At 31.4% G+C, this 24,121-nt stretch carries 17 protein-coding genes and 3 pseudogenes; 11 read left to right on the top strand and 9 right to left on the bottom strand.

Annotation, left to right across the window (positions count from 1 at the left end):
• Positions 1-15 precede the first annotated feature (15 nt).
• Entirely contained in the window at positions 16-1,692 is a 1,677-nt protein-coding gene (gene topB / locus AC1DS7_RS14675) for a DNA topoisomerase III (RefSeq protein WP_098779984.1), read from the bottom strand.
• Positions 1,693-1,772: 80 nt separating this feature from the next.
• Here topB (AC1DS7_RS14675) and AC1DS7_RS14670 point away from each other — a divergent pair, with 80 nt between their 5' ends.
• The 4 genes from AC1DS7_RS14670 to AC1DS7_RS14655 are packed head-to-tail and all read left to right on the top strand — an operon-like array spanning position 1,773 to position 9,130.
• Positions 1,773-2,984, top strand: a complete 1,212-nt coding sequence (locus AC1DS7_RS14670) for a site-specific integrase (protein ID WP_002169264.1) — start codon at positions 1,773-1,775, stop codon at positions 2,982-2,984.
• A gap of 15 nt (positions 2,985-2,999) precedes the next feature.
• Positions 3,000-6,779, top strand: coding sequence for a hypothetical protein (locus AC1DS7_RS14665; protein ID WP_033713467.1), 3,780 nt, complete (start codon positions 3,000-3,002; stop codon positions 6,777-6,779).
• Between the two features lies 1 nt (position 6,780).
• Positions 6,781-8,436, top strand: a complete 1,656-nt coding sequence (locus AC1DS7_RS14660) for a site-specific integrase (protein ID WP_002169262.1) — start codon at positions 6,781-6,783, stop codon at positions 8,434-8,436.
• Positions 8,417-9,130, top strand: coding sequence for a hypothetical protein (locus AC1DS7_RS14655; protein ID WP_002169261.1), 714 nt, complete (start codon positions 8,417-8,419; stop codon positions 9,128-9,130). Before AC1DS7_RS14660 ends, AC1DS7_RS14655 begins: the two co-directional genes overlap by 20 nt.
• Positions 9,131-9,271: 141 nt before the next feature.
• Here AC1DS7_RS14655 and AC1DS7_RS14650 read toward each other — a convergent pair whose 3' ends face one another.
• A complete protein-coding gene (locus tag AC1DS7_RS14650) occupies positions 9,272-9,499 on the bottom strand; it encodes a helix-turn-helix domain-containing protein (protein WP_002169260.1) in 228 nt (75 codons plus the stop codon).
• 115 nt (positions 9,500-9,614) lie between these two features.
• On the opposite strand from AC1DS7_RS14650, the gene AC1DS7_RS14645 reads away from it, so the two are divergent.
• Together AC1DS7_RS14645 and AC1DS7_RS14640 are read left to right on the top strand one after the other, a co-directional pair.
• Complete coding sequence (locus AC1DS7_RS14645) at positions 9,615-9,866, top strand: transposase (protein WP_002169259.1); 252 nt, start codon at positions 9,615-9,617, stop codon at positions 9,864-9,866.
• Positions 9,867-9,945: 79 nt separating this feature from the next.
• A complete protein-coding gene (locus AC1DS7_RS14640) occupies positions 9,946-12,132 on the top strand; it encodes a DNA topoisomerase III (RefSeq protein WP_476999088.1) in 2,187 nt (728 codons plus the stop codon).
• Between the two features lie 368 nt (positions 12,133-12,500).
• On the opposite strand, the gene AC1DS7_RS14635 is transcribed toward AC1DS7_RS14640, so the two are convergent.
• The 3 genes from AC1DS7_RS14635 to AC1DS7_RS14625 form a co-directional block, all read right to left on the bottom strand.
• Positions 12,501-12,644, bottom strand: a complete 144-nt coding sequence (locus tag AC1DS7_RS14635; RefSeq protein WP_476999087.1) for a hypothetical protein — start codon at positions 12,642-12,644, stop codon at positions 12,501-12,503.
• Positions 12,645-12,706: 62 nt separating this feature from the next.
• Positions 12,707-12,886, bottom strand: coding sequence for a hypothetical protein (locus AC1DS7_RS14630; RefSeq protein WP_476999086.1), 180 nt, complete (start codon positions 12,884-12,886; stop codon positions 12,707-12,709).
• Between the two features lie 1,039 nt (positions 12,887-13,925).
• Positions 13,926-15,419, bottom strand: coding sequence for a peptide MFS transporter (locus AC1DS7_RS14625; RefSeq protein WP_476999085.1), 1,494 nt, complete (start codon positions 15,417-15,419; stop codon positions 13,926-13,928).
• A gap of 221 nt (positions 15,420-15,640) precedes the next feature.
• Here AC1DS7_RS14625 and AC1DS7_RS14620 point away from each other — a divergent pair, with 221 nt between their 5' ends.
• Positions 15,641-16,633 carry a DUF4046 domain-containing protein gene (locus AC1DS7_RS14620; RefSeq protein WP_476999084.1) on the top strand — a complete coding sequence of 331 codons (993 nt, stop codon included), beginning with the start codon at positions 15,641-15,643 and terminating at the stop codon, positions 16,631-16,633.
• Between the two features lie 223 nt (positions 16,634-16,856).
• Here AC1DS7_RS14620 and AC1DS7_RS14615 read toward each other — a convergent pair.
• Together AC1DS7_RS14615 and AC1DS7_RS14610 are read right to left on the bottom strand one after the other, a co-directional pair.
• A pseudogene (locus AC1DS7_RS14615) lies at positions 16,857-17,888 on the bottom strand (transposase).
• Between the two features lie 110 nt (positions 17,889-17,998).
• Positions 17,999-18,235 (bottom strand): hypothetical protein, encoded by a 237-nt coding sequence (locus AC1DS7_RS14610; protein WP_476999083.1) that lies wholly within the window; start codon positions 18,233-18,235, stop codon positions 17,999-18,001.
• Between the two features lie 183 nt (positions 18,236-18,418).
• Here AC1DS7_RS14610 and AC1DS7_RS14605 point away from each other — a divergent pair, with 183 nt between their 5' ends.
• The 3 genes from AC1DS7_RS14605 to AC1DS7_RS14595 are packed head-to-tail and all read left to right on the top strand — an operon-like array spanning position 18,419 to position 21,557.
• Positions 18,419-20,602, top strand: coding sequence for a peptidase domain-containing ABC transporter (locus tag AC1DS7_RS14605; RefSeq protein WP_476999082.1), 2,184 nt, complete (start codon positions 18,419-18,421; stop codon positions 20,600-20,602).
• Between the two features lie 33 nt (positions 20,603-20,635).
• Positions 20,636-21,382 (top strand): hypothetical protein, encoded by a 747-nt coding sequence (locus AC1DS7_RS14600; RefSeq protein ID WP_476999081.1) that lies wholly within the window; start codon positions 20,636-20,638, stop codon positions 21,380-21,382.
• Positions 21,383-21,395: 13 nt separating this feature from the next.
• Positions 21,396-21,557 (top strand): hypothetical protein, encoded by a 162-nt coding sequence (locus tag AC1DS7_RS14595; protein WP_476999080.1) that lies wholly within the window; start codon positions 21,396-21,398, stop codon positions 21,555-21,557.
• 81 nt (positions 21,558-21,638) lie between these two features.
• Here the strand turns inward: AC1DS7_RS14595 and AC1DS7_RS14590 are convergent.
• Positions 21,639-22,269: pseudogene (locus AC1DS7_RS14590) on the bottom strand (IS6 family transposase).
• 337 nt (positions 22,270-22,606) lie between these two features.
• On the opposite strand from AC1DS7_RS14590, the gene AC1DS7_RS14585 reads away from it, so the two are divergent.
• Complete coding sequence (locus AC1DS7_RS14585) at positions 22,607-22,771, top strand: hypothetical protein (RefSeq protein WP_476999079.1); 165 nt, start codon at positions 22,607-22,609, stop codon at positions 22,769-22,771.
• A gap of 677 nt (positions 22,772-23,448) precedes the next feature.
• On the opposite strand, the pseudogene topB (AC1DS7_RS14580) reads toward AC1DS7_RS14585, so the two are convergent.
• A pseudogene (gene topB, locus AC1DS7_RS14580) lies at positions 23,449-24,024 on the bottom strand (DNA topoisomerase III); the annotation flags it as partial.
• Positions 24,025-24,121: the final 97 nt, after the last annotated feature.

Here is a 24,121-nt window from a genome sequence, read left to right as displayed (position 1 = left end):
TAGGAACCTTTTTGTTTAATCAAATTTTAATTTCTTTAATGCTTCTGCGAATGGATTGTTTAATGGTTCTTCTTCTTTGTTCTGTTGTTTCATATATTTTTGAACGTCGCGTTTATCAGCTTTGCTGCCGGATTCTTTTTTACGTCTCTCTTGGAATGTAGAAAGTTTCTCACGATAGCCACATTTACATGCGAAAATTTGGCCCGCTCCTTCACCACGAAGTTCTAGTTTCTTTTTACACTGAGGACAGCGTGCGTTTGTAGTGCGGGATACATTTTTACGGTGACCACATTCGCGATCTTGGCATACAAGCATTTTACCTTTTTTACCGTTTACTTCTAACATCGGTTTACCACAGTCTGGACAAGACTTCGTTGAAATGTTGTCGTGTTTATATTTTTTATCACTCGATTTAATTTCAGCAACAATTTCTTTCGTATAGTTCTTCATTTCTGAAATGAATACTTCTTTCTTTAATTTTCCTTTAGCGATAGCTTCTAACTTTTGCTCCCATTCACCAGTTAGTGTAGGAGATTTCAGTTCTTCTGGCACTAAATCAAGTAACTGACGGCCTTTTGAAGTAATATGAATATCTTTACCACGTTTTTCAAGCAAGAACGAATTGAATAACTTGTCGATAATATCAGCACGCGTTGCTACAGTACCTAATCCACCAGTTGACTTTAACGTGTCAGCAAGTTGTTTGTTTTGCGTATCCATGTATTTTGTTGGGTTTTCCATTGCTGAAAGTAATGTTGCTTCATTAAAGCGTGCAGGTGCTTTCGTTTGACCTGATGTTTGGACAATTAGTTTTATGTTTAATGTATCGCCTTTTTCGATGCGAGGTAAGATTTGTTCTTTTACATCATCGCTTGCATCATCATCTTCAAACCGATTTGCATAAACCTCTTTCCAACCAGCATGTAAAATCGTTTTTCCGCGTGCGATGAACGTTTCGTCACCAATTTTCGTGCGCAATGTTAGTTGTTCATATTCAAAGGCCGGGAATAAAACAGCTAAGAAACGTTTTACAACTAAGTCATAAATTTTACGTTCTTTATCTGTGAAAGCTGAGAAGTTTACATAGCTCTCTGTTGGAATAATTGCGTGATGATCACTTACTTTACTATCATCAACAAATGATTTATTAGATTTTACAGGTTTCTGCAATACTTTATGTGCTAAAGGACGGTATTCTCCAACTCCGCAAGCCTTCAGACGCTCTGGAAGTGTTCCGACAATATCAGATGAAATATAGCGTGAATCTGTACGAGGGTACGTTAAAACTTTATGCTGTTCATATAATTTTTGCATAATGTTTAATGTTTCTTTCGCAGAGTAACCAAATATTTTATTCGCATCACGTTGTAGTTCAGTTAAATCGTAAAGACCAGGAGCGAACGATTTCTTTTGTTTTTTATCAATGTCTACAACAGTAGCATTTTGTTTACTAATTTTGTTCACGATTGCATCAGTTTTTTCTTTATTAAAGCTACGGCTATTTCCTTTTGTATCTTGCCAAGTTAGCTTTAATCTCTCAGCTGTTTGAGCTTCGATACCATAGTAAGTTTGAGCTTTGAAATGTTTGATTTCATCTTCACGGCTTGCAATCATGGCTACAGTAGGTGTTTGAACATGTATACTGTTTTTAGGGCGAAATTTAATATATTCTTTTAATAGTAATGATATCAATGATAATTACACCCATGTACATTTTTATTTTGGGTATAAAAAGTAAATAAGCATAGTAATAGAACTTAGGGGAGGAAACTATGAGATTTGTTGTAAGAGAATTTGATGAAACTTCAAGGAATGGAGAAATATTCAGTAGTATTGGTATAGGAATTAAAGAAAATAATTATCTAATATTTCCCTCACCTCTTTCAAATTTTATAAAAAGAGAATATAAAAATAAAGGAAAGTCTATTAATAGTCAAAGGAATGTAGCTTATGCAATAACAAGATTTTTAAATTATTTATATAAAAATACAGATAGTTATCCTGAATTAATTATAGGGGGACTAAGCAGTTTAACTCTTCAACATGGAGCGGATTATATCTCTTATTTATCATTAAAAAGTAGAGCGGGTGAATTAAAGAGTGAATATGTAAAAACTGAGATACAGTATCTAAACAAACTTTTCCATTGGTTGAAATCAGAAAACATAATCAACCAGGTCTTTAGTGTAAATTATCAGACTGTTTATTACGGCCGGAAAAGTCGGAAAATTGAGATTAACATTTTTGAAAACACTAATGATTTAGATATTATTTTACCAATAAGAAATTCCATTCAAAATAATGTTATTAAAGACTTCGGTAAAAATAGAAATAGACTAATTATAGATTTTATTATGACAGCAAAGCGTATTGAACCATTAATGGCATTAGGTATAGCTTTACAATTCTTTGGAGGATTAAGACGTTCTGAGGTCATTAACTTAAAATGCTCTAGTTTAAAGTGGGCTAATAGTAACCTAATAATCGAGATTAGAGACAATCAAAACATCTTATTTGCAGATGCAATAAACAAGGCTGATATTCAAGTTAAATATCCAAGAGATCAAATATGTATTTGTCCTGAAATTATAAAGCCCCTGTATGAAGAACACCTAAAAATACTAACCAAATTAACTAAAGGAACTTCCGAAGCACTTTTTATCTCAGCGAGGAATTTTAAAGCTTTAAGGGGAAAAAGGTATTCAGCAAAAATTGATAAGATTAAACAACAGTTTTTAAATGACTTACTAGCAAAAAATCAAGTCGAAGATTATATATTGTTAACAAACAATAAATGGTCTACGCATATTGGCAGAGGCGTTTTCACGAACATATTAATAGATTTGGGCTTAACTCCTACCCAAATCGCATTAGCTAGAGGCGATAGAAGTTTACAGTCTGCATTAAGTTATGTAGATGAAAACACATTACTTAGTTCTATGAATTTAGCAATCAATAATTTTGACATACTAAAGGAAGTGTAAGATTTGCCTAATCATATGACATTAAAAGAGGTTTCAATCCTCCTGAACTTATCAATATATCAAACTAGATTATTTCTTAAAGAAGCCTTAATACAAAAAGTAGGTATTAATAATTCTAGAGAAATTATTTATGATACCAATATTATAAATAATTTACGTGATGTTCTTGAAAAACGATATAAAGAAAATTGCTTTAATAAATATACTCCTAAAGAACTTATTAGGTTAGGATGTACTGGATACGATAGAGATATTCTTAAGAGTGAACCTACTGAGCTTTTCGATAGATATAAGACTTTTACTGGAGTCTCTTATTTCTATGACAAAGTGGAGGCAAATGCATATTTAGCATCTAAAAACTGTAGTTGTGAATTATTATCACTTTCGCAAATAATGGAATTAGTGGGTTTTAAAACACCCCAACAACTTCAACGTGCATTAAGTGATTGCAATATTAAAGAAGTAAAAAAAGGATATAGCTCCTTCAAGTATTATAAGGAATCAGATATAAAGTCCTTTATTGACTTGGTTAAAAAAAGGTATTTATTTAATAAGGCCAATCGTTTGAATACTCAGCAAGTGCAGGAACTAGGATTTAAAAAAAATGGTAGGATAGTACTTCAAAAGTTTAAGGTAGAACCTATTGATAGAATTAATGAGTATGCTGACGCTGGGGGGATTGCCTTTTATGATAAAACTGAAGTGGAGAGAAAGTTAAAATCCAGAAAACTCCTAACTCATACTATCTGCGAAAAAGATGCTAAAGAACATTTGGGGTATAAAAATACTGAAAAGTTCAAAAAAGTGATTCAAGAATATGGCATCACATTAACGTCAAATGGGAAATATGAAATTAATTATTATGACAAGTCCAATATAGATTCCCTGAAAAATATTATAGATAAAAATTATGAACATAACCTTGAAACTAAAATAACCGGTGGTCAAATAAAAGCCTTAGGATATTCTAGAAAACTTATTCGTAAATTAACCCCTATCCATACAATACCTATTGATAACGTATATAAGTTTGCGAACGCCGTTATTTTCTATGATAAGGAACAATTTCTTGATCTAAAGAAACAATATCGCGATCTAGCTGAAATTAATAATGTCTTAACTGAATATTATACTTCTAAACAATTAATGAAATTGCTCAATATACCAAATAATATTAATAGATATATGGCTAAATTTAGAATTTCCCCTATAAAAATTTCTTCATCACGTCAAAATTATTGGCACAAGGAAGAGATTGATGATCTTGTTAAAAGAAGAAATGATCTATATAACTACTACGATTCGAATTATTATTTAATTAGTGACGTGGAATATTTACTAGGATGTAACATAAGTAAGTTCTACAGTATTTGTTCAGATTTTAACATTCCTATTATTGCTGAAGAATTACCGATTGAGGTAAAGTTTAATAAATTTACTAAATCTCATTTAGGTTTTCCAAAGGGTAAAATTGATAACATTTTTGCAAAAATCAATGATAAACAAAGGCAAAGTACTACTAATCTTCAAACGACTAATGTTTTGGAATCTAGTAATGATACACAACATAATTCAAACACCACCTCAGAAATAAAGAGTTCACTTCAAATACTTGGGCATTTAGATGATGAAAAAATCGTACGAATTTTAGAGGAAATGGCGAACTATTCAACGCCCTCTATAAATGACAAAATAAAAACCATAATTTCCGAAAAAGATTTAATAATCCAATTAGACTATTCAAAGAAACAGTTTGATGAAAATAAAGAACACTTTCGCATTTTAAAGTTGGAGTACGGAAATATTAATTATTATTTGCTAGAGGATTGTTCTAATCTTTTAAAAAAGTTATATGAAGAGCAAAACAATTTATTAAGTTTAAACTATACTCATGTTGAAGCAATTGCCAAAGTCCCTAGCACCGTATTATATAAAAATAGAGAAAAGGTTCAAATACCACCTCATTTAAGATTTGGTCGCCTAAAAAAACTTAAATACGCATATCCTAAGAAAGTCATTGATAATTACTTAAAAGTGTTAAAGTTCACCAATTTAATTGAACGATATAAAAATGAATTAGAATATAATACTCTCCCAGATAAAATCTTTTTAAAAGTAGTCAAAGAATTTGATTTGAACTTTCTGGATTCAGTTAAAGAGACAGAAACAGCATGGCATAATTTTGTTTCAAAAAAATTATTAAGTTCAAACGGAAATATTAAAACGATCAAGAAACTTTTTGTTCGATTTATTAAAATAACAGAATTACTACAGTCGACATTAATTTCAAAAGAAATTATGGACATGACTTCTAATGAGGTTAATTTCGTATTTTTAAACAATAAAGTTCCAAGTACTTACAAAGAAGTTTTATATGGTTTCTTTAATCACTTACTTTTAAGGTTTTCTAATTGTAAGTACTTGGTTTCAGAGCTTAATAACCCATATGTGGAAAAAAATGAGCGTTTAGCAAACTCTAAACACAATAAGCAAATCTATTCGACTAATGAGTTTTTAACACTACTGGACTATGTTAAAGACATTCAATGCCATAAAGACAATGCTCTTTCTGAATATAAGACAAAACCAATGTGTGAGACAAAGGGTAATTATGAATCCATTTGGTTATACGTAATGCTTCATTTAAATAACGGATGGAGAAGTACTGATTTTATTGAAAAGATACCTCGTATCCCCTTGTCTATCCCTGTGCTGGATTATAAATCATTTGAAAACTACAATTTAACCTTAGAAGAATCTACAAAAATTATCTGGGAATTAACATCGAACTTAATGAATGTTTATCATAACAAAAATGGTAAAAAGGCTTTTTTCTTTATTTCTGAAGATATGATTGTACCTGTAGCTAATGCTATCGTTTTATGTGAACTTAAGGCTCAATTAATAAATTCAAAAAGAAATAACTTGATTGATTTAGGTAATTCAAACGAATTGACTACTAGCATGCATGATAAATTTTTTGGGAATTTTCCTATAAAAGAATTTAAATTTAAATCGCTAATGGCTAACAGTACATTTATAACTTTTGTGGATTCAATCCTAAAACAAAAAACAAATCGTAATCCTTTGGAGATCACTAAATTCATTAGAAATCATGATTCTTTAGACACTACCAACAGATATGTACATGTAAGTGAAGAACATCTAAACAAAATTAGTAAGCAATTATTTGATAAAGGCTATTTTGGCTATACCTACGATTATTTAAAACAAATTGTTATTGGTGAATCTCAAAATTATTCTATTGAAAACAATGAAAAAAATCTATTAGCCACAGTTTTTGGAGATATATATAAAATAGAGAATTTTTCCATGGCATTAAATGCAATTGAAGAACAGAAAAAACCTTTATACGAGTTCGTTAAGCGTTTATCGGAAGAACAACAGAGAGAAGTATTAGATTTAATAGATATGAATCAATTGCCGGCCAAAGAATCCTTTTGGCAATGTATTCTTGGCGATTGTTTATATCTAGATAGAAAATGTAACAGTTGCCCATTTGCAATCCCACATTTCTATGTACTAACAAAGACTGTTTACAACCTAAATAATTTGATACCTAAATTAGAACAGATTAAAAACATTCCTTATAAAGGCGAAAGAGTTAGATTGGCAAATTTATTATACAAAAACCTTTCCTTAATAAGTGCTGCTAAAAAACAGTTTGGGGAAAATGTATTAAGCTCATTTTTAGGCAAGGACTACTCAGATTTCTTAAATAACATACGCAGTTTAGATAGTATAAATGAAAATCTAACAATTGGAGGCACTTAATATGGATAGTAATCATAGTTTAGATTTTTCATCTACCTCAACTCATTATAATGAGAGTCTCCGTGGCACTTTACAAGATAGGATAAACAGTCTTAAAGATACGGGTGTGAATCTTACAGCCGAAGCGTCCAATAACAGATGGAATATTTATGATGAATATTTTTCACAAACACATTTTGTAGACTTTAGCTTCAATTCTTTTTCATCAAAGAAGTTTGATGTTGACCAATTTATCTTGTTATTAAAATCTTGGCTTATTTTACATTTAGAGGATGGTAACAGTTTCCAACATTTAACACGTAAAATAAGAAAAGTAAAGGATGCATTGATCCTAAGTAAAGGATTTAATCTAGAAGCCATAGATGAATTTGAACTGCACTATTTTTCTAAGAATCTTAAACCTAGTACTCTACAAGGTAAAGCATCTTTTCTATTAGAATTTCTAGATTTTTGCCAAAATCTGATAGTGCCAGAAGAGTATCTGGAACTAATTTTAAGATACTATCAAATACAGAGATTAACAGCAATAAGAAAATTACCATCAAGCCAAGATGTTCTTAAATTTTCTTTAATAGTTGAAGTATACTTTTCTAATGAGGAAATTGATAAAGAATATTTGGACTACTATCCAATTTATTTATGGTGGAATTTAACAAATATTATCCCGATACGTATTAACGAGTTTTGTAATTTGAAATTTGATTGTTTAAATTTTAATAAAGAAGGATATTTTTTATCGTTACCTCGAAGCAAAAATTTAAGGAATCGTAAAATGGCTTACGACAAAATTTTGGTTTCGGATAAAATTGCCAATTCAATCGAATTATATCAACAAAAAATATATTCAGTTAAACCATCTAAGACCTTACTACAAACGTCTAGTACAGTTCGAAATATAAAACCAGAAATATTTAATTACAGAAATTTCAGGAATTTATTAGACAAATTTTATAGAGAAATTGTTTGTGGGAAGTATGGACTCAAATTATTAGAGAACAGTTCAGGGCCCCATACCCAATCACCTTACAATATCCATAGGAAAATAAGACCAAACGACACTCGCCATTTTGCATTTTTGAATTTAATGTTGCAAGGTTATCATCCGAGTGAGATTGCTAGATTAGGGGGACACAATTCTGTTTATTCTCAAATGACTTATCATAACCACTTGGAATATTGGATTGATTCAGACCTAATAAAATTATTAACAAATCAAAAAAGACATTTAGGGGACCTTTCAAACAAATTTTTCAAAGAAATTATTTTCAAAAATGCGATGAATACCACTACGGAAGTTTCTGAAGTTGCTAAAATTCCATTAGAAATCGGTTATTGTACAGATCCTTTACAAGACTGTCCCGTAGATGAACACTATCTCTGTAAGCATTGGAGAATAACCTTAGATGATTACCAAAAACATTATGATAAGTTACAAAACGTCCTTGTTAATCAAGAGTCTGTTCTTAAATTATGCATCGATAAATTATTAGCACTTCATAAAACCGGCCTTATACATCATAAAAATGATGCATATGATGAAAAAAATTCGCAATTCAATTATCAATTAATTGAAAGTTCTAAGAAAGTAAAAGAGGCATTATACCAATTAGCAAAACTAAAGGAAAGGTTTGAAATGTATGAAAAGTCGAGGGCGTAAGCCTAAAATATATCCTAAAGATATTCTTCTAAAGATTGTTGATGATTTCTTAAGAAATCAGGTAAATGTTCAAATTATAAGGTATAAAGAAATCTTTCTTTATGCGCTAGAAGAATATAACAAAGGAATATTAGATTTTAAACTAAGTGAAGATTTTTGGAGAAAACCTGGTCGTCAAGGAAAATCGTTAGTTGATGAGATCAATAAAAAGAGAAGCGCTTTAATAGAAAATAATAAACAATACATTGAAATTATTTCAACAAATGATGTTATAAACAGATTATCACAAGACACTCCAGCTACTAAAAAGAAAATTATTAATCAACTGAAGGTAAATGAGTATGGCTATCGAAAAATATCTACTCGCTACAAGCAACTCGAAGAAAAAGAAGCTAAGATGACACAAGAAATCGTCGAACTTAAGGCTGAGATTGCAAATCTTAAGGACAATAACGAAATCTATCAAAATGTTCTTTTTCAATGGGCAAATTTATCAAGTATTAAAGAGGTTGATTTAATAAACTTAATTACAACTGGAAAAACTAGATCTGCTACAGTGGAACAACTATTTAAGGATATATTTAAGGAACAACCTAATAAGGCTATACTAGAGCTTAATACTGACAATACAATTGATAATGTAGTAACAATAACGAAGACAAAAAATACACTTATCGAAGATTTAGATTTATAGTCTGCCAATGAAGTGGAAAATTATGTATCACTAATAATTAAGAGAACCTTGCTCAACTAACATAGGTTCTCTTAATTTAGGTATGTCTTTGTATAGTATATTCGCTTTTAAATTTCTCCTTTGTTTTGTGAAAAAAATCCTTTAAGTAACGTATAAGTCTTCAACTTCTTTAATCAATTCATGAGGCATTATTTTTAGTACCCCACAAATAATAAATATCGTAGTAATGCTAGGCTGTCTTTGCCCGCGTTCTAGTAATCCAATAAAAGTTCTATCTAGGTCGCATTGTAATGCCAATTGTTCTTGGGAAAGACCAGTTAGTTTTCTGTGTTTTCTTAACACGGTACCAAAAGCTTTTGATATCTCCATAAGCTCACCTCTTAGTTAATTAACTAAGAAATTCACTAATTTAATCGACAGACTATAGTCATCATAAAAAGGTGATGCTACAATATTAATAAACATTTTTTGAAGGAGATTTTTTATGTCTAGTAAGAAATATGACGAAAGTTTTAAAAAGAAAATTGTTCAATTACATCTTGAAGGAAGGGCAACAACTGAACTGGGTAAGGAATATAAAGTGTCACCCACTGCAATCTATTCTTGGATAAAACTATATGCTGATGAATCGGCTATTTCTTTTAAAGAATTCAGTGCTATTCAAAAAGAAAATAAACGTTTAAAACAGGAAGTAGAAATACTTAAACAAGCAATGACAATAATGACTTCAAAATAGAACTAATCCTTTATCCATATTTCATGTATTAGAACTGTGTTATAGTATAAATTACAAGATATTGAAGGAGCATGAAGATATGGCAAAAAGCTTAGTATTAGCAGAAAAACCATCAGTAGCTCGTGATATTGCGAATGTACTGAAATGTAATAAAAAAGGGAACGGCTTTTTAGAGGGCGATAAATATATCGTGACATGGGCACTAGGACATCTAGTAACCCTAGCCGATCCAGAAATGTATGATAAGAAATATCAAAAATGGAATTTAGAAGATTTACCAATGCTACCCGATCGTTTAAAACTATCAGTAATTAAACAATCCGGTAAACAGTTTAATTCCGTTAAATCACAGTTAAATCGTAATGACGTAAACGAAATTATTATCGCAACAGATGCGGGGCGTGAAGGTGAGCTAGTGGCCCGTTGGATTATTGCGAAATCTAAAGTAAATAAACCAATTAAACGTTTATGGATTTCATCCGTAACAGATAAGGCAATCAAAGATGGATTCAATAATTTAAAGCCTGGTAAAGCATACGAAAACTTATATTTTGCTGCCGTAGCTCGTTCTGAAGCAGATTGGTACATCGGACTAAATGCCACTAGAGCTTTAACGACAAAATATAATGCACAGTTAAATTGTGGGCGTGTTCAGACGCCTACTGTAGCCATGATAGCTGCACGTGAAGATGAAATTAAAAACTTCAAACCACAAGTGTACTATGGCATTGAAGCACAAACTGGTTCAGTCAAACTAACTTGGCAAGATACTAACGGGAATAATCGAAGCTTTAACAAAGAAAAAATTGATAGTATCGTAAAGAGCTTAGATAAGCAAAATGCTACTGTTGTGGAAATTGATAAGAAACAGAAGAAGTCATTCTCTCCTGGCCTTTACGATTTAACTGAATTACAACGCGATGCAAATAAAAAGTTTGGTTACTCTGCTAAAGAAACATTAAACATTATGCAGAAATTATATGAACAACATAAAGTGCTAACGTATCCTCGTACAGATTCACGCTACATTTCATCAGATATCATCGGGACACTTCCAGAACGTCTGAAGGCGTGTGGAGTTGGAGAATACCGTCCTTTAGCACATAAAATTTTAAATAAACCGATAAAGTCTAATAAATCATTTGTTGATGATAGTAAAGTAAGCGATCATCACGCAATTATTCCAACAGAAAGCTATGTAAACTTCTCAGCTTTCACAGATAAAGAACGTAAAATTTATGATTTAGTTGTAAAACGTTTCTTAGCAGTTTTATTCCCAGCATTCGAATACGAGCAACTAACATTACGTACCAAAGTTGGTAGTGAAACGTTCATTGCACGCGGAAAAACGATTTTACATGCTGGTTGGAAGGAAGTATACGAAAATCGCTTTGAAGACGATGATGTAACTGATGACGTAAAAGAGCAGCTTCTACCTCACATTGAAAAGGGCGATACATTAACTGTAAAGTTAATTATGCAAACATCAGGTCAAACAAAAGCACCTGCACGCTTTAATGAAGCAACTTTACTTTCAGCAATGGAGAATCCTACAAAATATATGGATACGCAAAATAAACAACTTGCTGATACGTTAAAATCAACCGGTGGATTAGGTACTGTAGCGACACGTGCAGATATCATTGATAAACTATTTAATTCATTCCTAATCGAAAAACGTGGTGGCAAGGATATTTATATCACAGCCAAAGGTCGTCAACTGTTAGATTTAGTTCCAGAAGAATTACGCTCACCAGCTACAACAGCAGAGTGGGAACAAAAACTTGAACTAATTGCAAAAGGCAAGCTGAAAAAAGATGCCTTTATTAATGAAATGAAACAGCACACTAAAGAAATCGTTGCAGAAGTTAAAGCAAGTGATAAAAAATATAAACATGACAACATTTCAACGAAGTCTTGTCCAGACTGCGGTAAACCAATGCTAGAAGTAAACGGCAAAAAAGGAAAGATGCTCGTATGCCAAGACCGTGAATGTGGTCATCGTAAAAATGTATCTCGTACAACAAACGCTCGTTGTCCGCAATGTAAGAAGAAACTAGAATTACGTGGTGAAGGAGCGGGGCAAATCTTTGTATGTAAATGCGGCTATCGTGAAAAGCTATCAGCTTTTGAAGCAAGACGTAAGAAAGAATCTCGTGGTAAAGTCGATAAACGTACGGTTCAGAAATATTTAAAGCAGCAGAATAAAGAAGAACCAATAAATAATGCACTGGCAGAAGCATTAAAAGGATTTAAGTTCGACTAATAAAAAGCCTGTGCATGCAAGAAGTTCAACATGACTTAGCTTTTTTTCTGAATTTACTATTGAATTTCAGTATCTTTTCCATTCTTTCTAAATTATTAAGGAATTGAAATGATTTATGCTATATAAACGAAAACGTAGTTTGTAACTAAACTGCGTTTTTTTTTTCTTCAACATACAATGAATTAAAGCAATTACTAAGAATCGTATAACCTTTAAATGTAATTAACTGAACTTTTTATCTGCTAAAAATTTTGCAACGGAACCATTTTAAGCCTGTGAAAAAACAAAAAAGCCCTAAAGGTTTAGAGCTTTTTTGTTTTTTGGCAGTGATAGTATATTTTACATTTAAATGTAAAATATATAACGCACTATTTAATTTTTGATGCTATCCATTTTCCGGCAGACTTCGCCCATTTATTAGGATAGTATGTTGCGTTTGTTGCAATAGTTTTCCCGCCATTAATATTTAATAGTTCTTTAGAAGTTAATTCAACACATATGTTTTTTTTCACTTCAATATCCCTCTGTTTTCTACAAAATATATTGCTAATAGATTTTTTAGTAGGATTTGTTACTACATTCTACGTCCAGGTTGTCCATATTTATAGCTTGCTTCAATTTCTGGACCTCCAGATGTTGGATAGTTTTTTAAAAACCATTTTCCAGCTACGTAAATATAATAAGGAGCGCCACCTTCAGTTTTTTCGATTTCTTTTTGACTTAAAACTTCTAACTTTGCTGTATTTAATTTCATAAAAAATTCCTCCTGTTATATTTAATATTTTTTGTATATTTCAAATCTTATATACAAATACTATTATATACCATTTTTTTGTTTTGTCTAGTTATTTTAGAATTTTCTAATCTGTTTATCTAATTTTTATTTGCGGAAAAGTCATAATATTTTAACTGGAAATGTTGTTGAAGATAAGGATTAATATTTAGTGATTATTAAAAAAGAATAAAATATAGATAAAATCGGTACTAAAATGATTGTTGTTGAGAACATAAAATGATTATGTTGGAGAGAGAAAAAATGGAATTTTTGTTTTTTGTGAATATCAGATAATAAAAATGATGGAGTGGAGAAATTGTGGATAAAATTTGGGAGATAGTTAGCTGGTTTATCAAAATGGCTGGGCAATTAAAGCGATATCTAAAGAAACAGGATTTTATCCAAAAACATTCAGAAATATAGCTAATAAGATGAATTACCATCAAAAAGGAAAGTAGAGAAAAAGCCAAGTAAATTAGATCCATATAAACCATATGTTCTTTAAAAGATTAAAGAAGGTACCATCAACTGTGCAGTGTTATATGATGGCATTGCATGGTATTGTATCAATGGGATACCTAGGTAACTACCATTTTGCGCGATTTTTTCAAATCGTATCGACAAACCCCTAAATAATAAGCAACCCTACGGTTTGAAGCACCGCCTGATAAACAAACTCAAACGGATTGGGGGTACATAGGGGAAATAAAAGTTAACGGAAAGGAACAAGATGTATATGCTTTTGCAGTGGTATTAGGATACTTTTACATCACGCAACCACATTAAAATGCCAATAAAGGGGATTCTGAAACGTTATTGATACACATAGAATTTTTGATAAAAAGATATAATATTTGTTAGAAAACTTACTTTAATTATTGAAAATAAATTTAAAAAACAAATAGATATCTTTTATAGGTCAATTAATAAGAAAAATGCACTAGTAATAATTACTAGTGCATTTTTAAAATCTTAAATAATTTTTGAAGATTAATTGGAGATAGGAAAATCCTCTGTTCTATTTGATACCTTTCATTAATTCTTGAATTTTTGGCGCCGTGAAATATAAAATCACGCTTAGTAGTATTGAAAGGCCACCAATCACACCGAAATAAATAATTTCTGTCTCTGGGTTATACAACCGAACGATTTGTGCATTTATGGCTTGTGCAGCTGCACTAGTTAAAAACCATAAACTCATTGTTTGAGCAGAGAAAGCAGCTGGTGCTAATTTTGTTGTTATTGATAAGCCTACGGGTGATAAGCACAGTTCCCCAATTACTACTAAAAGGAAGCTAATTGCTAGCCAAATAGGGCTTACTAGAGATTCTGTGCCATGGATATAAGCAGGGATAATCATAACTAAGAATGATAAACCAGCAAACAATAATCCTATAGCAAATTTATTTGCTGTACTAGGTTGACGCGAATTAAGTTTTACCCATAACCAAGCAAAAACAGGTGCTAATAAAACGATGTAAATAGGATTTAACGATTGGAACCATGAAGATTGAAACTTAAATCCTGCAAATTGTAACTGGGTACGTTGATCAGCATATGTAGCCAAAATTATAGCTCCTTGTTCTTGAATAGCCCAGAACATTGTAGCAGCAATAAATAATGGTATATATGCAATAAGACGAGACTTTTCAATTTTTGTAGTTTTTGGACTACGGTACATAAAAATAAAATAACAAGTGGGAATGATTATCCCTAAAATACTTACTAATAAAGTAAAACGATTAATAGTTAAAATCCCTGTTGGTATAGTTGCAAAACATACTAATGCTATAACTATAATACCGATACTAAACTGCTTAAGTACGGTTTTTCGTTCGCTTCCTGTTAAAGGATTTGGTATTTGAGCACCGGCTAAGCCAAGATTTTTCTTTCTTGTCAGAACAAAGAAAATTAATCCTATCATCATACCAATAGCGGCAACCCCAAAACCAAGATGGAAATTGTACTGTTGGCCTAGTGTACCAACAATAAAAGGGGATAAAAATGCACCTAAGTTAATTCCCATATAGAAAATACTGAATCCTGAGTCCCGGCGTGTATCTGTTTCGCTATATAGGTTTCCAACAATGCTAGACACGTTCGGTTTTAATAATCCTGTCCCAAGTATTAGAAATACCATAGAAATAAATAAAGTACTTATACTACCAGGTAGTGATAAAATAAGGTGGCCAATCATAATTAAAACTCCACCCCAAAAAACGGTTCTACTTGATCCCAATAGACGATCGGCAACCCAGCCCCCAATAATACCAGACATGTAAACTAGGGATCCATAAATGGCCATAATTGATGCGGCAGTTGCATGATCAATTCCTAGACCACCTTGTGAAATTGAATAATACATATAGTAAAGTAATATGGCTCTCATACCATAGTAAGAGAATCTCTCCCAAAATTCTGTGAAGAATAAAGTGAGTAATCCTTTAGGATGTCCAAAAAAACCTTTTTGCGGAATAGTCTGAAAAATATCTTTTGTTTCTAGTTTTTCCATAATCTTAGGCTCCTTTTATATACTCAGATAAAATTATACTATTTTAGTATAACTGAAGAATTAGAAATTTAAAATAAATATTTACTGGAATAATTGTTTGACATTATATAAAATACTAAATAATTTCATTTTATATGATATTATTATAATTAAAAATATTCATAAGTTATTGGAATAATTTACGAAATGAACATCGGAATATTTTTTTGGAGGGGTAGAAATTGTTGATACAAGCAGTTGCTATAGAGGATATCTATCAAGAAATATTAGATGGGAAAAAAAGTAGGTTCCCTGCAAATACATGGAAAGAAGACAAAAATAATGAATTAGCTCGAAGAGTGACTCGATATTTAATTGAAATAATTTTAAAATGGGAAGAAGAAGACATCAAGCGAAAATGGAATACTCCATTGATTGTAAAATATAGACTGCGAGGTCTACTTAAACATAGGTATAATGATAGCCCATATAAAATGATAGATGATTTATACCCGAATCGCTTTAAAGAGTGGGAATTTGGGATGACACCTTTAAACTTTTGGAATAAAGAAAAGGCATTAGAAATATTAAGATGGATTATTGAACAACAGGAACAATTATCGGATGAAGATTTATTAAAAATTTATAATAAAAAATGGATAGAAAAAAATAAACTTGCTGCACCTTTAATGATGTATTGGAATGGAAGTCCATATGCGATGATAAATGATTTATATCCAAACCGTTTTAAAGAATGGGAACTAACAATGACACCTAACAAATTCTGGACTAAAGAAAAAGCATTAGAAGTATTAAAATGGACTATCGAGGAAAAAGAAAATTTGTCTAATGGAGAATTGTTAGAATATTATAATATAAGATGGTTAAATGAAAATAATTTAGCGTCAGTATGTCAAATATTCTGGAATAATAGTCCATATGCAATGATAAATGATCTGTATCCAAATAAATTTAAAGAATGGGAATTTAAGGTGACCCCGGCTCGTTTCTGGACTAAACAACGAGGTTTAGAAGCGCTAAGGTGGACTATTGAAGAAAAAGAAAAATTGACAGTGGAACAATTATTAAGTGTTTATAGTCAAAAATGGTTAATAAAGAAAAAATTGTGGACGCCACTAAAGAACTATTGGAATGGAAGTCCATATGCAATGATAAATGATTTATATCCAAATCGCTTCGAAAGAAACATGTTAAAAGGGTATAATGAGAAATAAACCTTTCGAAAGTAAATAAGTATTTTATAAATGTAAAGATATGTTTATAATCTTTTTAATTGAGATAATATGAAATTAAGTTTTCATTAAACCAGTATCTTTTTTAACTTGTTACAGGTATCTCTTACCTCTTAAGAAAGGAAAATCTTCCTTAAGAGTGTTATTAAAATTATAAAAAACCCTATTAATTTTTTAATAGGGTTTCCAACACTCTGACATCTTTTTAGATTTTATTGAATGAAAACAATAAAAAATGATAGAAACTAGGAAAATAGCCCTTCACCTGACCCTTTTTGGTCAGGTGAAGGGCTATTTTTTTCATGTTTTGACAGGCTGCTGTGAGATATGCCTGCATTTGGACATACTTAAGCCCACGAAATCGAGCATATCGATAGCCATGTTAGTTCTTTGGCGTCCGCAAAGCTTCGCTCTATAGTCGAACAGCGTACTTTATACAGTCTTTTCCCTGTAGCTGTTAGTTTGCTTTTTCTAGCGATATCTTTATATTTCTCCCACATATGATGAGTGATAACTTTTTGTTTTTGTTTCTCTGAAAAGCAATCCTTACGTAGTGGACACACAACACAGTCTTCTGGATTCGATTTGTATTGACGATATCCTTCGCGATCCGTTGTACTTATACGAGTCTTTTTAGTAGGGGTATCACTTTCCTTTCTAGGCTTTAATTCTTTTTTTCATGTACCTCACGATCTTCGATTACCGCAGCTTCTAGTTCATCTATATAAAACTTTGGCTTTTCTTTTTTATATTTATGTACAAATTTATTTTTATTGGCATTGGCCTTAATGTGTGTAGAATCTGTCATCAACGCACGACCACCCACCATACGGTGCTCCGTCACTTGACTCACAATCTCATCAAAAATTTCTTCGAAAATATTTGTATGAATGAAACGAGTACGGTGATTCCAACTGATTGTAGAATGATCTGGAATCGTATCTGATAGAGAAAACCCCAGAAACCAACGGTAGGAAATGTTCGTTTTAATCTCTTTTTCCAATTGGCGCTCTGAGCGAATACCGTAAAAATATCCAATAAACATCATCTTAAATAAAACGATAGGATGGATTGACGGACGTCCATTGTTTTCACAGTAATAAGGGCGTAACTTTTCCTCAATAAAATCAAAACTAATTGTTGCTTCAATCGCACGAGGAAAATGGTCTTGCGGAACTAACTCTTCTACAGAAACTGATACGCGCTCATCGCGATGATTTTTAAATGCACCCATCATAAGAAACCTCTCCTTTTCCTTTTTTATCAGTTTTGACACAGAAAAAGAGATTTAGACACAAAAATAGGCTGTGGAGAAGACTTTCTCCACAGCCTGATAAAAACTTTTAATTACATTCTACGTCCAGGTTGTCCATATTTATAGCTTGCTTCAATTTCTGGACCTCCAGATTTTGGGTATTCAGTGAAGAACCACACGCCAGCTCTGAAAATCCATTTTCCAGCTCCGCCACCTTCAATTTCTGTAATCTCTTTTGTGTTTAGTGCTTCTAATTTTGTTGTGTCTAGTTTCATTATAATCGCTCCAATCGTTAGTGTTGTATATGATAATATTTTATTCATTACCATATACAATATTATACAATATTATATTTATCTGTCTATAACTTTTTTGAATTATCTCAAAAGAAATTATTCTTTTAATATACTGTCATTTATCGTCGAATTAATTTAAAATAGTAATATATTGAAAAATAGATGTTTTTTTAGTTTAAAAGATTTTAATGACTACTTAAGAAAGAAGGAAAAAAATTGAGAGGGAAATTTAAATTTATAGCGCAAAATGATTTACAGGATTGTGGCCCTGCATGTTTAGCGATGATATCCAAATATTATGGACTTTCTATAGCTATCTCAAAAATTCGTGAGATAGCTGGGACAGATTTAAATGGTACAAATATACAGGGGTTATTAGAAGCTGGGGAGAAATTGAAATTTGAAGTAAAAGGGGTTAGGGCTACTGATTCAGATGCGTTGAAAGAAATTCCGCTACCAGCCATTGCACATGTAGTGATGAATGACGGATTATTACATTATGTAGTCATTTATAAAGTAAAGAAAAATAAAATTTATGTGGCTGATCCAGGAAAGGGACTTGTAAGTTATACATTTGAAGGTTTTTGTAAGATTTGGACAAATATTTTGGTATTAATGATGCCTAGGCAAGACTTCAAAAAGGAGAATATGACTCAAGGAACAATTTCACAGTTTATAGCATTATTAAAACCACAGGTTAACTTATTATTACCACTGTTTATTGCATCAGTATTCTTTAATATATTTGGTTTCGCTGGTGCTTTCTATTTTAAATTTTTAATTGATGATATTGTTACGGATCAATTGTTACAGACGCTACATTTTGTATCTATTGGGGTTATTGTGCTTTATATTTTTAAAATATTGCTTTCTTATTTTAGGACACATTTAATTCTATATTTAAGCAGACGAATCGACATTCAATTGATGCTTGGATATTATCGTCATGTAGTAGGGCTACCTATGAATTTTTTTGAAACAAGAAAAGTTGGGGAAATTATTTCTAGATTTATGGATGCCAGCAAAATACGTGAAGCATTGTCTACAATAACTGTTACATTGATGATTGATACTGTAATGGTTATGTTAGGAGCAATTTTATTATATTCACATAGTCCGATTCTGTTTGGAGTGACATTGTTACTTGTTCCTTTTTATGTATTAATTATCTTTCTATTTCATAAACCATATCAAAATATTAATAGAGAAGAAATGGAGAGCAATGCAAAATTAACATCGTATTTAGTGGAATCATTGAATGGGATTGCTACCGTAAAGTCTTATAATGCAGAAAAAGAGGTTTTTTTCCAAACAGAAAGTCGTTTTATTAATTTAATGCGACATGTATTTAAGAGAGGTATATTATCGAATTTACAAGGATCCCTTAAATTAGGCATTGAATTAATTGGAGGAACCGTTATTCTTTGGGTAGGAGCTATACAGGTTTTACATGGTAATATGACAATTGGTGAGTTAATTACATATAATGCACTTCTGGCTTATTTTTTAAATCCTATTGAGAATTTAATTGGAATACAACCTACAATGCAATCTGCATTAGTTGCTGGGGAAAGATTAAATGAAATTTTAGAATTAGAAGCAGAAAAAGATGATAAGGAACACAATAAAGTATCCCCTGAGAGGTTGTCTGGACGGATAGAATGTTCTAATGTTTCTTTCCGATACGGCACACGTAAAAAAGTTTTAAACAATATAAGCTTTTCTATCGAGCCAGGAGATCAAATTGCTTTTGTTGGAGAAAGTGGATCAGGGAAAACTACGATTTCAAAACTTTTAATGAACTATTTTGAACCACAAGAAGGTAATATCTATTATGATGATTATCATATTAAGGAAATTAATCGAACTGCCTTAAGAAATCGAATCGCATATGTTTCTCAAGAATCATTTTTCTTTAGTGCTTCTATTTTTGACAATTTAAAATTTGGCCTAGAAAGTGGAGTTACATTGAAGGAAGTAATACAAGCTTGTAAACAAGCTGCTGCTCATGAATTTATTAGTGATTTGCCATTACGTTATGAAACTTTTTTAGAGGAAAATGCATCGAATTTATCAGGTGGACAAAGACAACGGTTAGCTATTGCAAGAGCGCTTTTAAAGAAACCAGATATTTTAATTTTGGATGAAGCAACAAGTAATTTAGATTCATCGACTGAGAAGCGTATTACAGATATGTTAAAAGAATTGGGAAAGCAAGGTATAACAATTATTATGATTGCCCATAGATTAAGTACAATAAAGCATGCTAATAAGATTTTTGTAATGGAAAAAGGAAACATTTTAGAGCAAGGCTCACATGAAGAATTATTATTCCGGAAATCTGAATATTATCGTCTTTGGAAGAATCAAACTGTGCACGTAGAGCATATAGGTATATAGAAAAATAATCATATAAAATGTGGGGAAATCAACATGAATAAAATTTATTCCTTTGAAGAGTTAACGGATAGTATAGAGTTGTTAGAGAAGAAGCCTCCTCGTTTTATTACTTGGTTGCTTGGCTTTCTTTTATTGTTTTTTTTAGGAGTTTTAATTTGGGTATACTTGGGGAAAATAGAGATAGTTAGTAAAGGGACAGCAATTGTACAGGGAGAATCAGATATAGGTATAGTTCGAGCACAAAGTATAGGTAGCGTAGATGAAATGTTCGTTCATACTGGAGATGAGGTAAAAAAAGGAGAAGCTTTAATGCAAGTTATAGAGAAACGAGATCAAGAAGGCGAAGTAAACCATCAAAATAAAAAAATAACTTTAAAAGCTTCTCAAGACGGTATTGTACAATTAGATAGAATATTTAACAATGGAGATTTGATTGAGTATGGACAAGAAGTGGTCTCTATTATTCCAAAAGAAGACAAAAAAAAGATAAAAATATTAATACATCCTCAAGAAATAGCTGGTATTAAAGAAGGAGATACGGTAAATTATTCCTTTAGATTAAAAAATTCCACTAAGCAAGTAGGGAAAATAACATACAAATCTTCATATCCTATTTTTGATAAGGAAATGAAAGACTATATGTATGAATTAGAAGCAACTATAGATTCAAAAGAGTTGCAACAAGTATATATAGGTATGACAGGTAAAGCATCTATAGTAGTAGGGGAAGAATCGATCTGGAACTTTGTATTAAGAAAATTAGATTTTATATCTAATTAGTAGTGCAAACAATATGAATAGAGTAATAATAGATATTGATGATAGTGGAAAAATAGAAGTGAATTTAGTATATAAATATTTATTGATTTTTATTTTGGGTATTTCGTTTGTAGGTGGATTTGTTCTTTCTCTTTATGGTGGCCTTTTAGAGAAGAATTGGAAAATGTCTTTTTAGAAAGGGCTTTGTTGCAAAGTTTTTTAGCAGGTAAAAAGTTCAGTTAATTACATTTAAAGGTTATGCGATTCTTAGTAATTGCTATAATTTATTGTATATTGAAAAAACGCAGTTTGGTTGTAAACTGCGTTTTCGTTTATATATAGCATGAAATGTTTCGATTCCTTTCAAGGTACGCGAAGCATGGCGAAGAACTTGAAATCCTGTAGATTTGGTAAAGTGGCCTTTTACATGTCTATGGTCCTGTTCTATGAAATTATTCAAATGCTTGATTGTACAATGCGTTGTATGCTTATAAAAGCTTTGTTCCTTTAATTTTTTGAATGCACAAAGTAATGCTGGTGCTTTATCTGTTGTCAGAACCGTTGATTCTCCAAACGTTTTTACTAGCCTTTTCATAAAGGCATATGTAGCCTGATGATTCCGTTTTTTACAAAGTTGAATATCCAATGTGTACCCTTCTTTATCAATTGTATGGTACAGGTAACGCCATTCTCTTTTGATTTTTATATAGGTTGCATCCCAATTGCCAAGATAGTTCTACGCTTTTATTTTTCTTCTTCCAAATTTGATAAATCAGGTGGTCATATTCATGAACCCAGCGCAGGGTAGTTGTTGAATGAACTGAAACACTACATTCATTCAAAATTTCAGAGACATCAAGATAGCTTAAAGAAAAGCGACAATAGTACAGGGCGGCTGCCAAAATAATATCTTGTTTAAATTACTTTCCTTTAAAATATCCCAGTTAGGATTCTCCTCACCCTATTTTGCAAAAGTTTAGCTTAGTTTTAAAAGCTTTTCAGCAGAACTGAATTTCTTGATTCCCCTTACTGTACTACTCTTGGATGCATTGTTACTAGCGGCTCTCCCGATATTTTGAATTTAATCATGTCATGCCTTTATTGGATTTTTTCAATTCTTTTAGAAAATTAATAACCTCTGGAACCTGTTCTTTTGTTGAAATTCCGCTTAATTTTCATTGGGGAATTCTCATTATATTTAAATTAATATATAATGAACCTAATCAAATACTAGGAGTGGTTAAAATGCCAGACATGATACGAATCATTCTTTTCATCCTTGTAGCAATTAGTGCCATTTTCTCCTTAATAAAAGAATTTAAAAAACCAGAAAAAAAGGTATTTTGGATTTTAATCGAATTCTTAATTCTTTTCTGGATGATTTGGCTAATATCGAATATTTTAATTTAATTTACAGATTATAAGTTTTTTAATTGTATTAAATTAGATATTCTGAAAATAATGTAGATACCTCTTTTTTTAGGTACCTTTTCATTGGATTTTTCTTCTGCAAAAAGCAGTTAGCTTTTACTAACTGCTTTTTCTTTTATCATGGGTTCCCACAACACATCTATCAACTTAAGAAAACAAACCTATCCCAAAAAGAAAAAAGTGAACTTAATTATCATGAATAAATGTGGCGTGAAAAATATGGTTATGGGCGTATTTCGAAATCTTAGAGAGAATAAAAAAGATATTTTCATATTCTTAAACAAGAAGAGGAATAACTTCTTAATGTATTGTATTTGATAAGCACCAAAGGAAACTGAATTTCTTGGTTGTTTCCCCATAAGACATATAGAAGATTGGCTATCAGAAGGCAACCCTTGTTATACTTATGCATAGTTTATCGAACCTTTTCAGGGAAATAAGATAAAACAATACCTATACATTTAATTACAAAATTTTTTTAATCAATTTTAAAAAAGAATGAATATTCTGTTAATAAAAAGGAAGATGTTTTACAATCAATCGAGGTTTTTCCTACTTAAAATTATCATTATAACCATATGAATTTGGGAGGAAATCATACAAGTCATATAAATACTAGAAATATTAATTTCACCCTAACTATTGACGGGATACATTTGTACACGACCACAATTTAGTTGGGCATTAAAGCGAGTAGTTAATGCTCGAGTCGCATTAAGTCCGATATACCAGTCAGCCTCTGAACGTGCGACAGCTGAAGCGTATAGATTGTCATATGCTTTTCCTGGTTTTAAATTTGCGAAGCCATCTTTAATTGCTTTATCGGTAACAGATGAAATCCATAGACGTTTAATCGGTTTCTGCATTTTAACTTTATCGATAATCCAGCGTGCGACCAACTCTCCCTCACGACCGGCGTCAGTAGCTATAATGATTTCATTTACATCTTTTCTAAGAAGCTGACTTTTTACAGCGTTAAACTGTTTCCCTGTTTGTTTAATAACGGTTAGTTTTAAACGCTCCGGTAGCATTGGTAAATCTTCTAAATTCCACTGTTTATATTTCACATCATAGCTTTCTGGATCAGCTAATGTAACGAGATGACCTAAAGCCCAAGTAACAATATATTTACTACCTTCAAGATAGCCGTTCCCTTTTTTATCACATTTCAGTACACGTGCGATATCACGTGCAACAGAAGGTTTTTCAGCAATTACAATACTTTTTGCCATATTTAAAAACATCCTTTCAAATTTCCATACGTTAAATATAGCATACATCTTTGTTCTATTCAGTCTTGCTGACGGTTTGAGTTATTTGTGGTGAAAT

Source organism: Bacillus sp. P4_E1, assembly GCF_056401715.1.
This window is presented reverse-complemented; position numbering and strand designations above follow the sequence as displayed.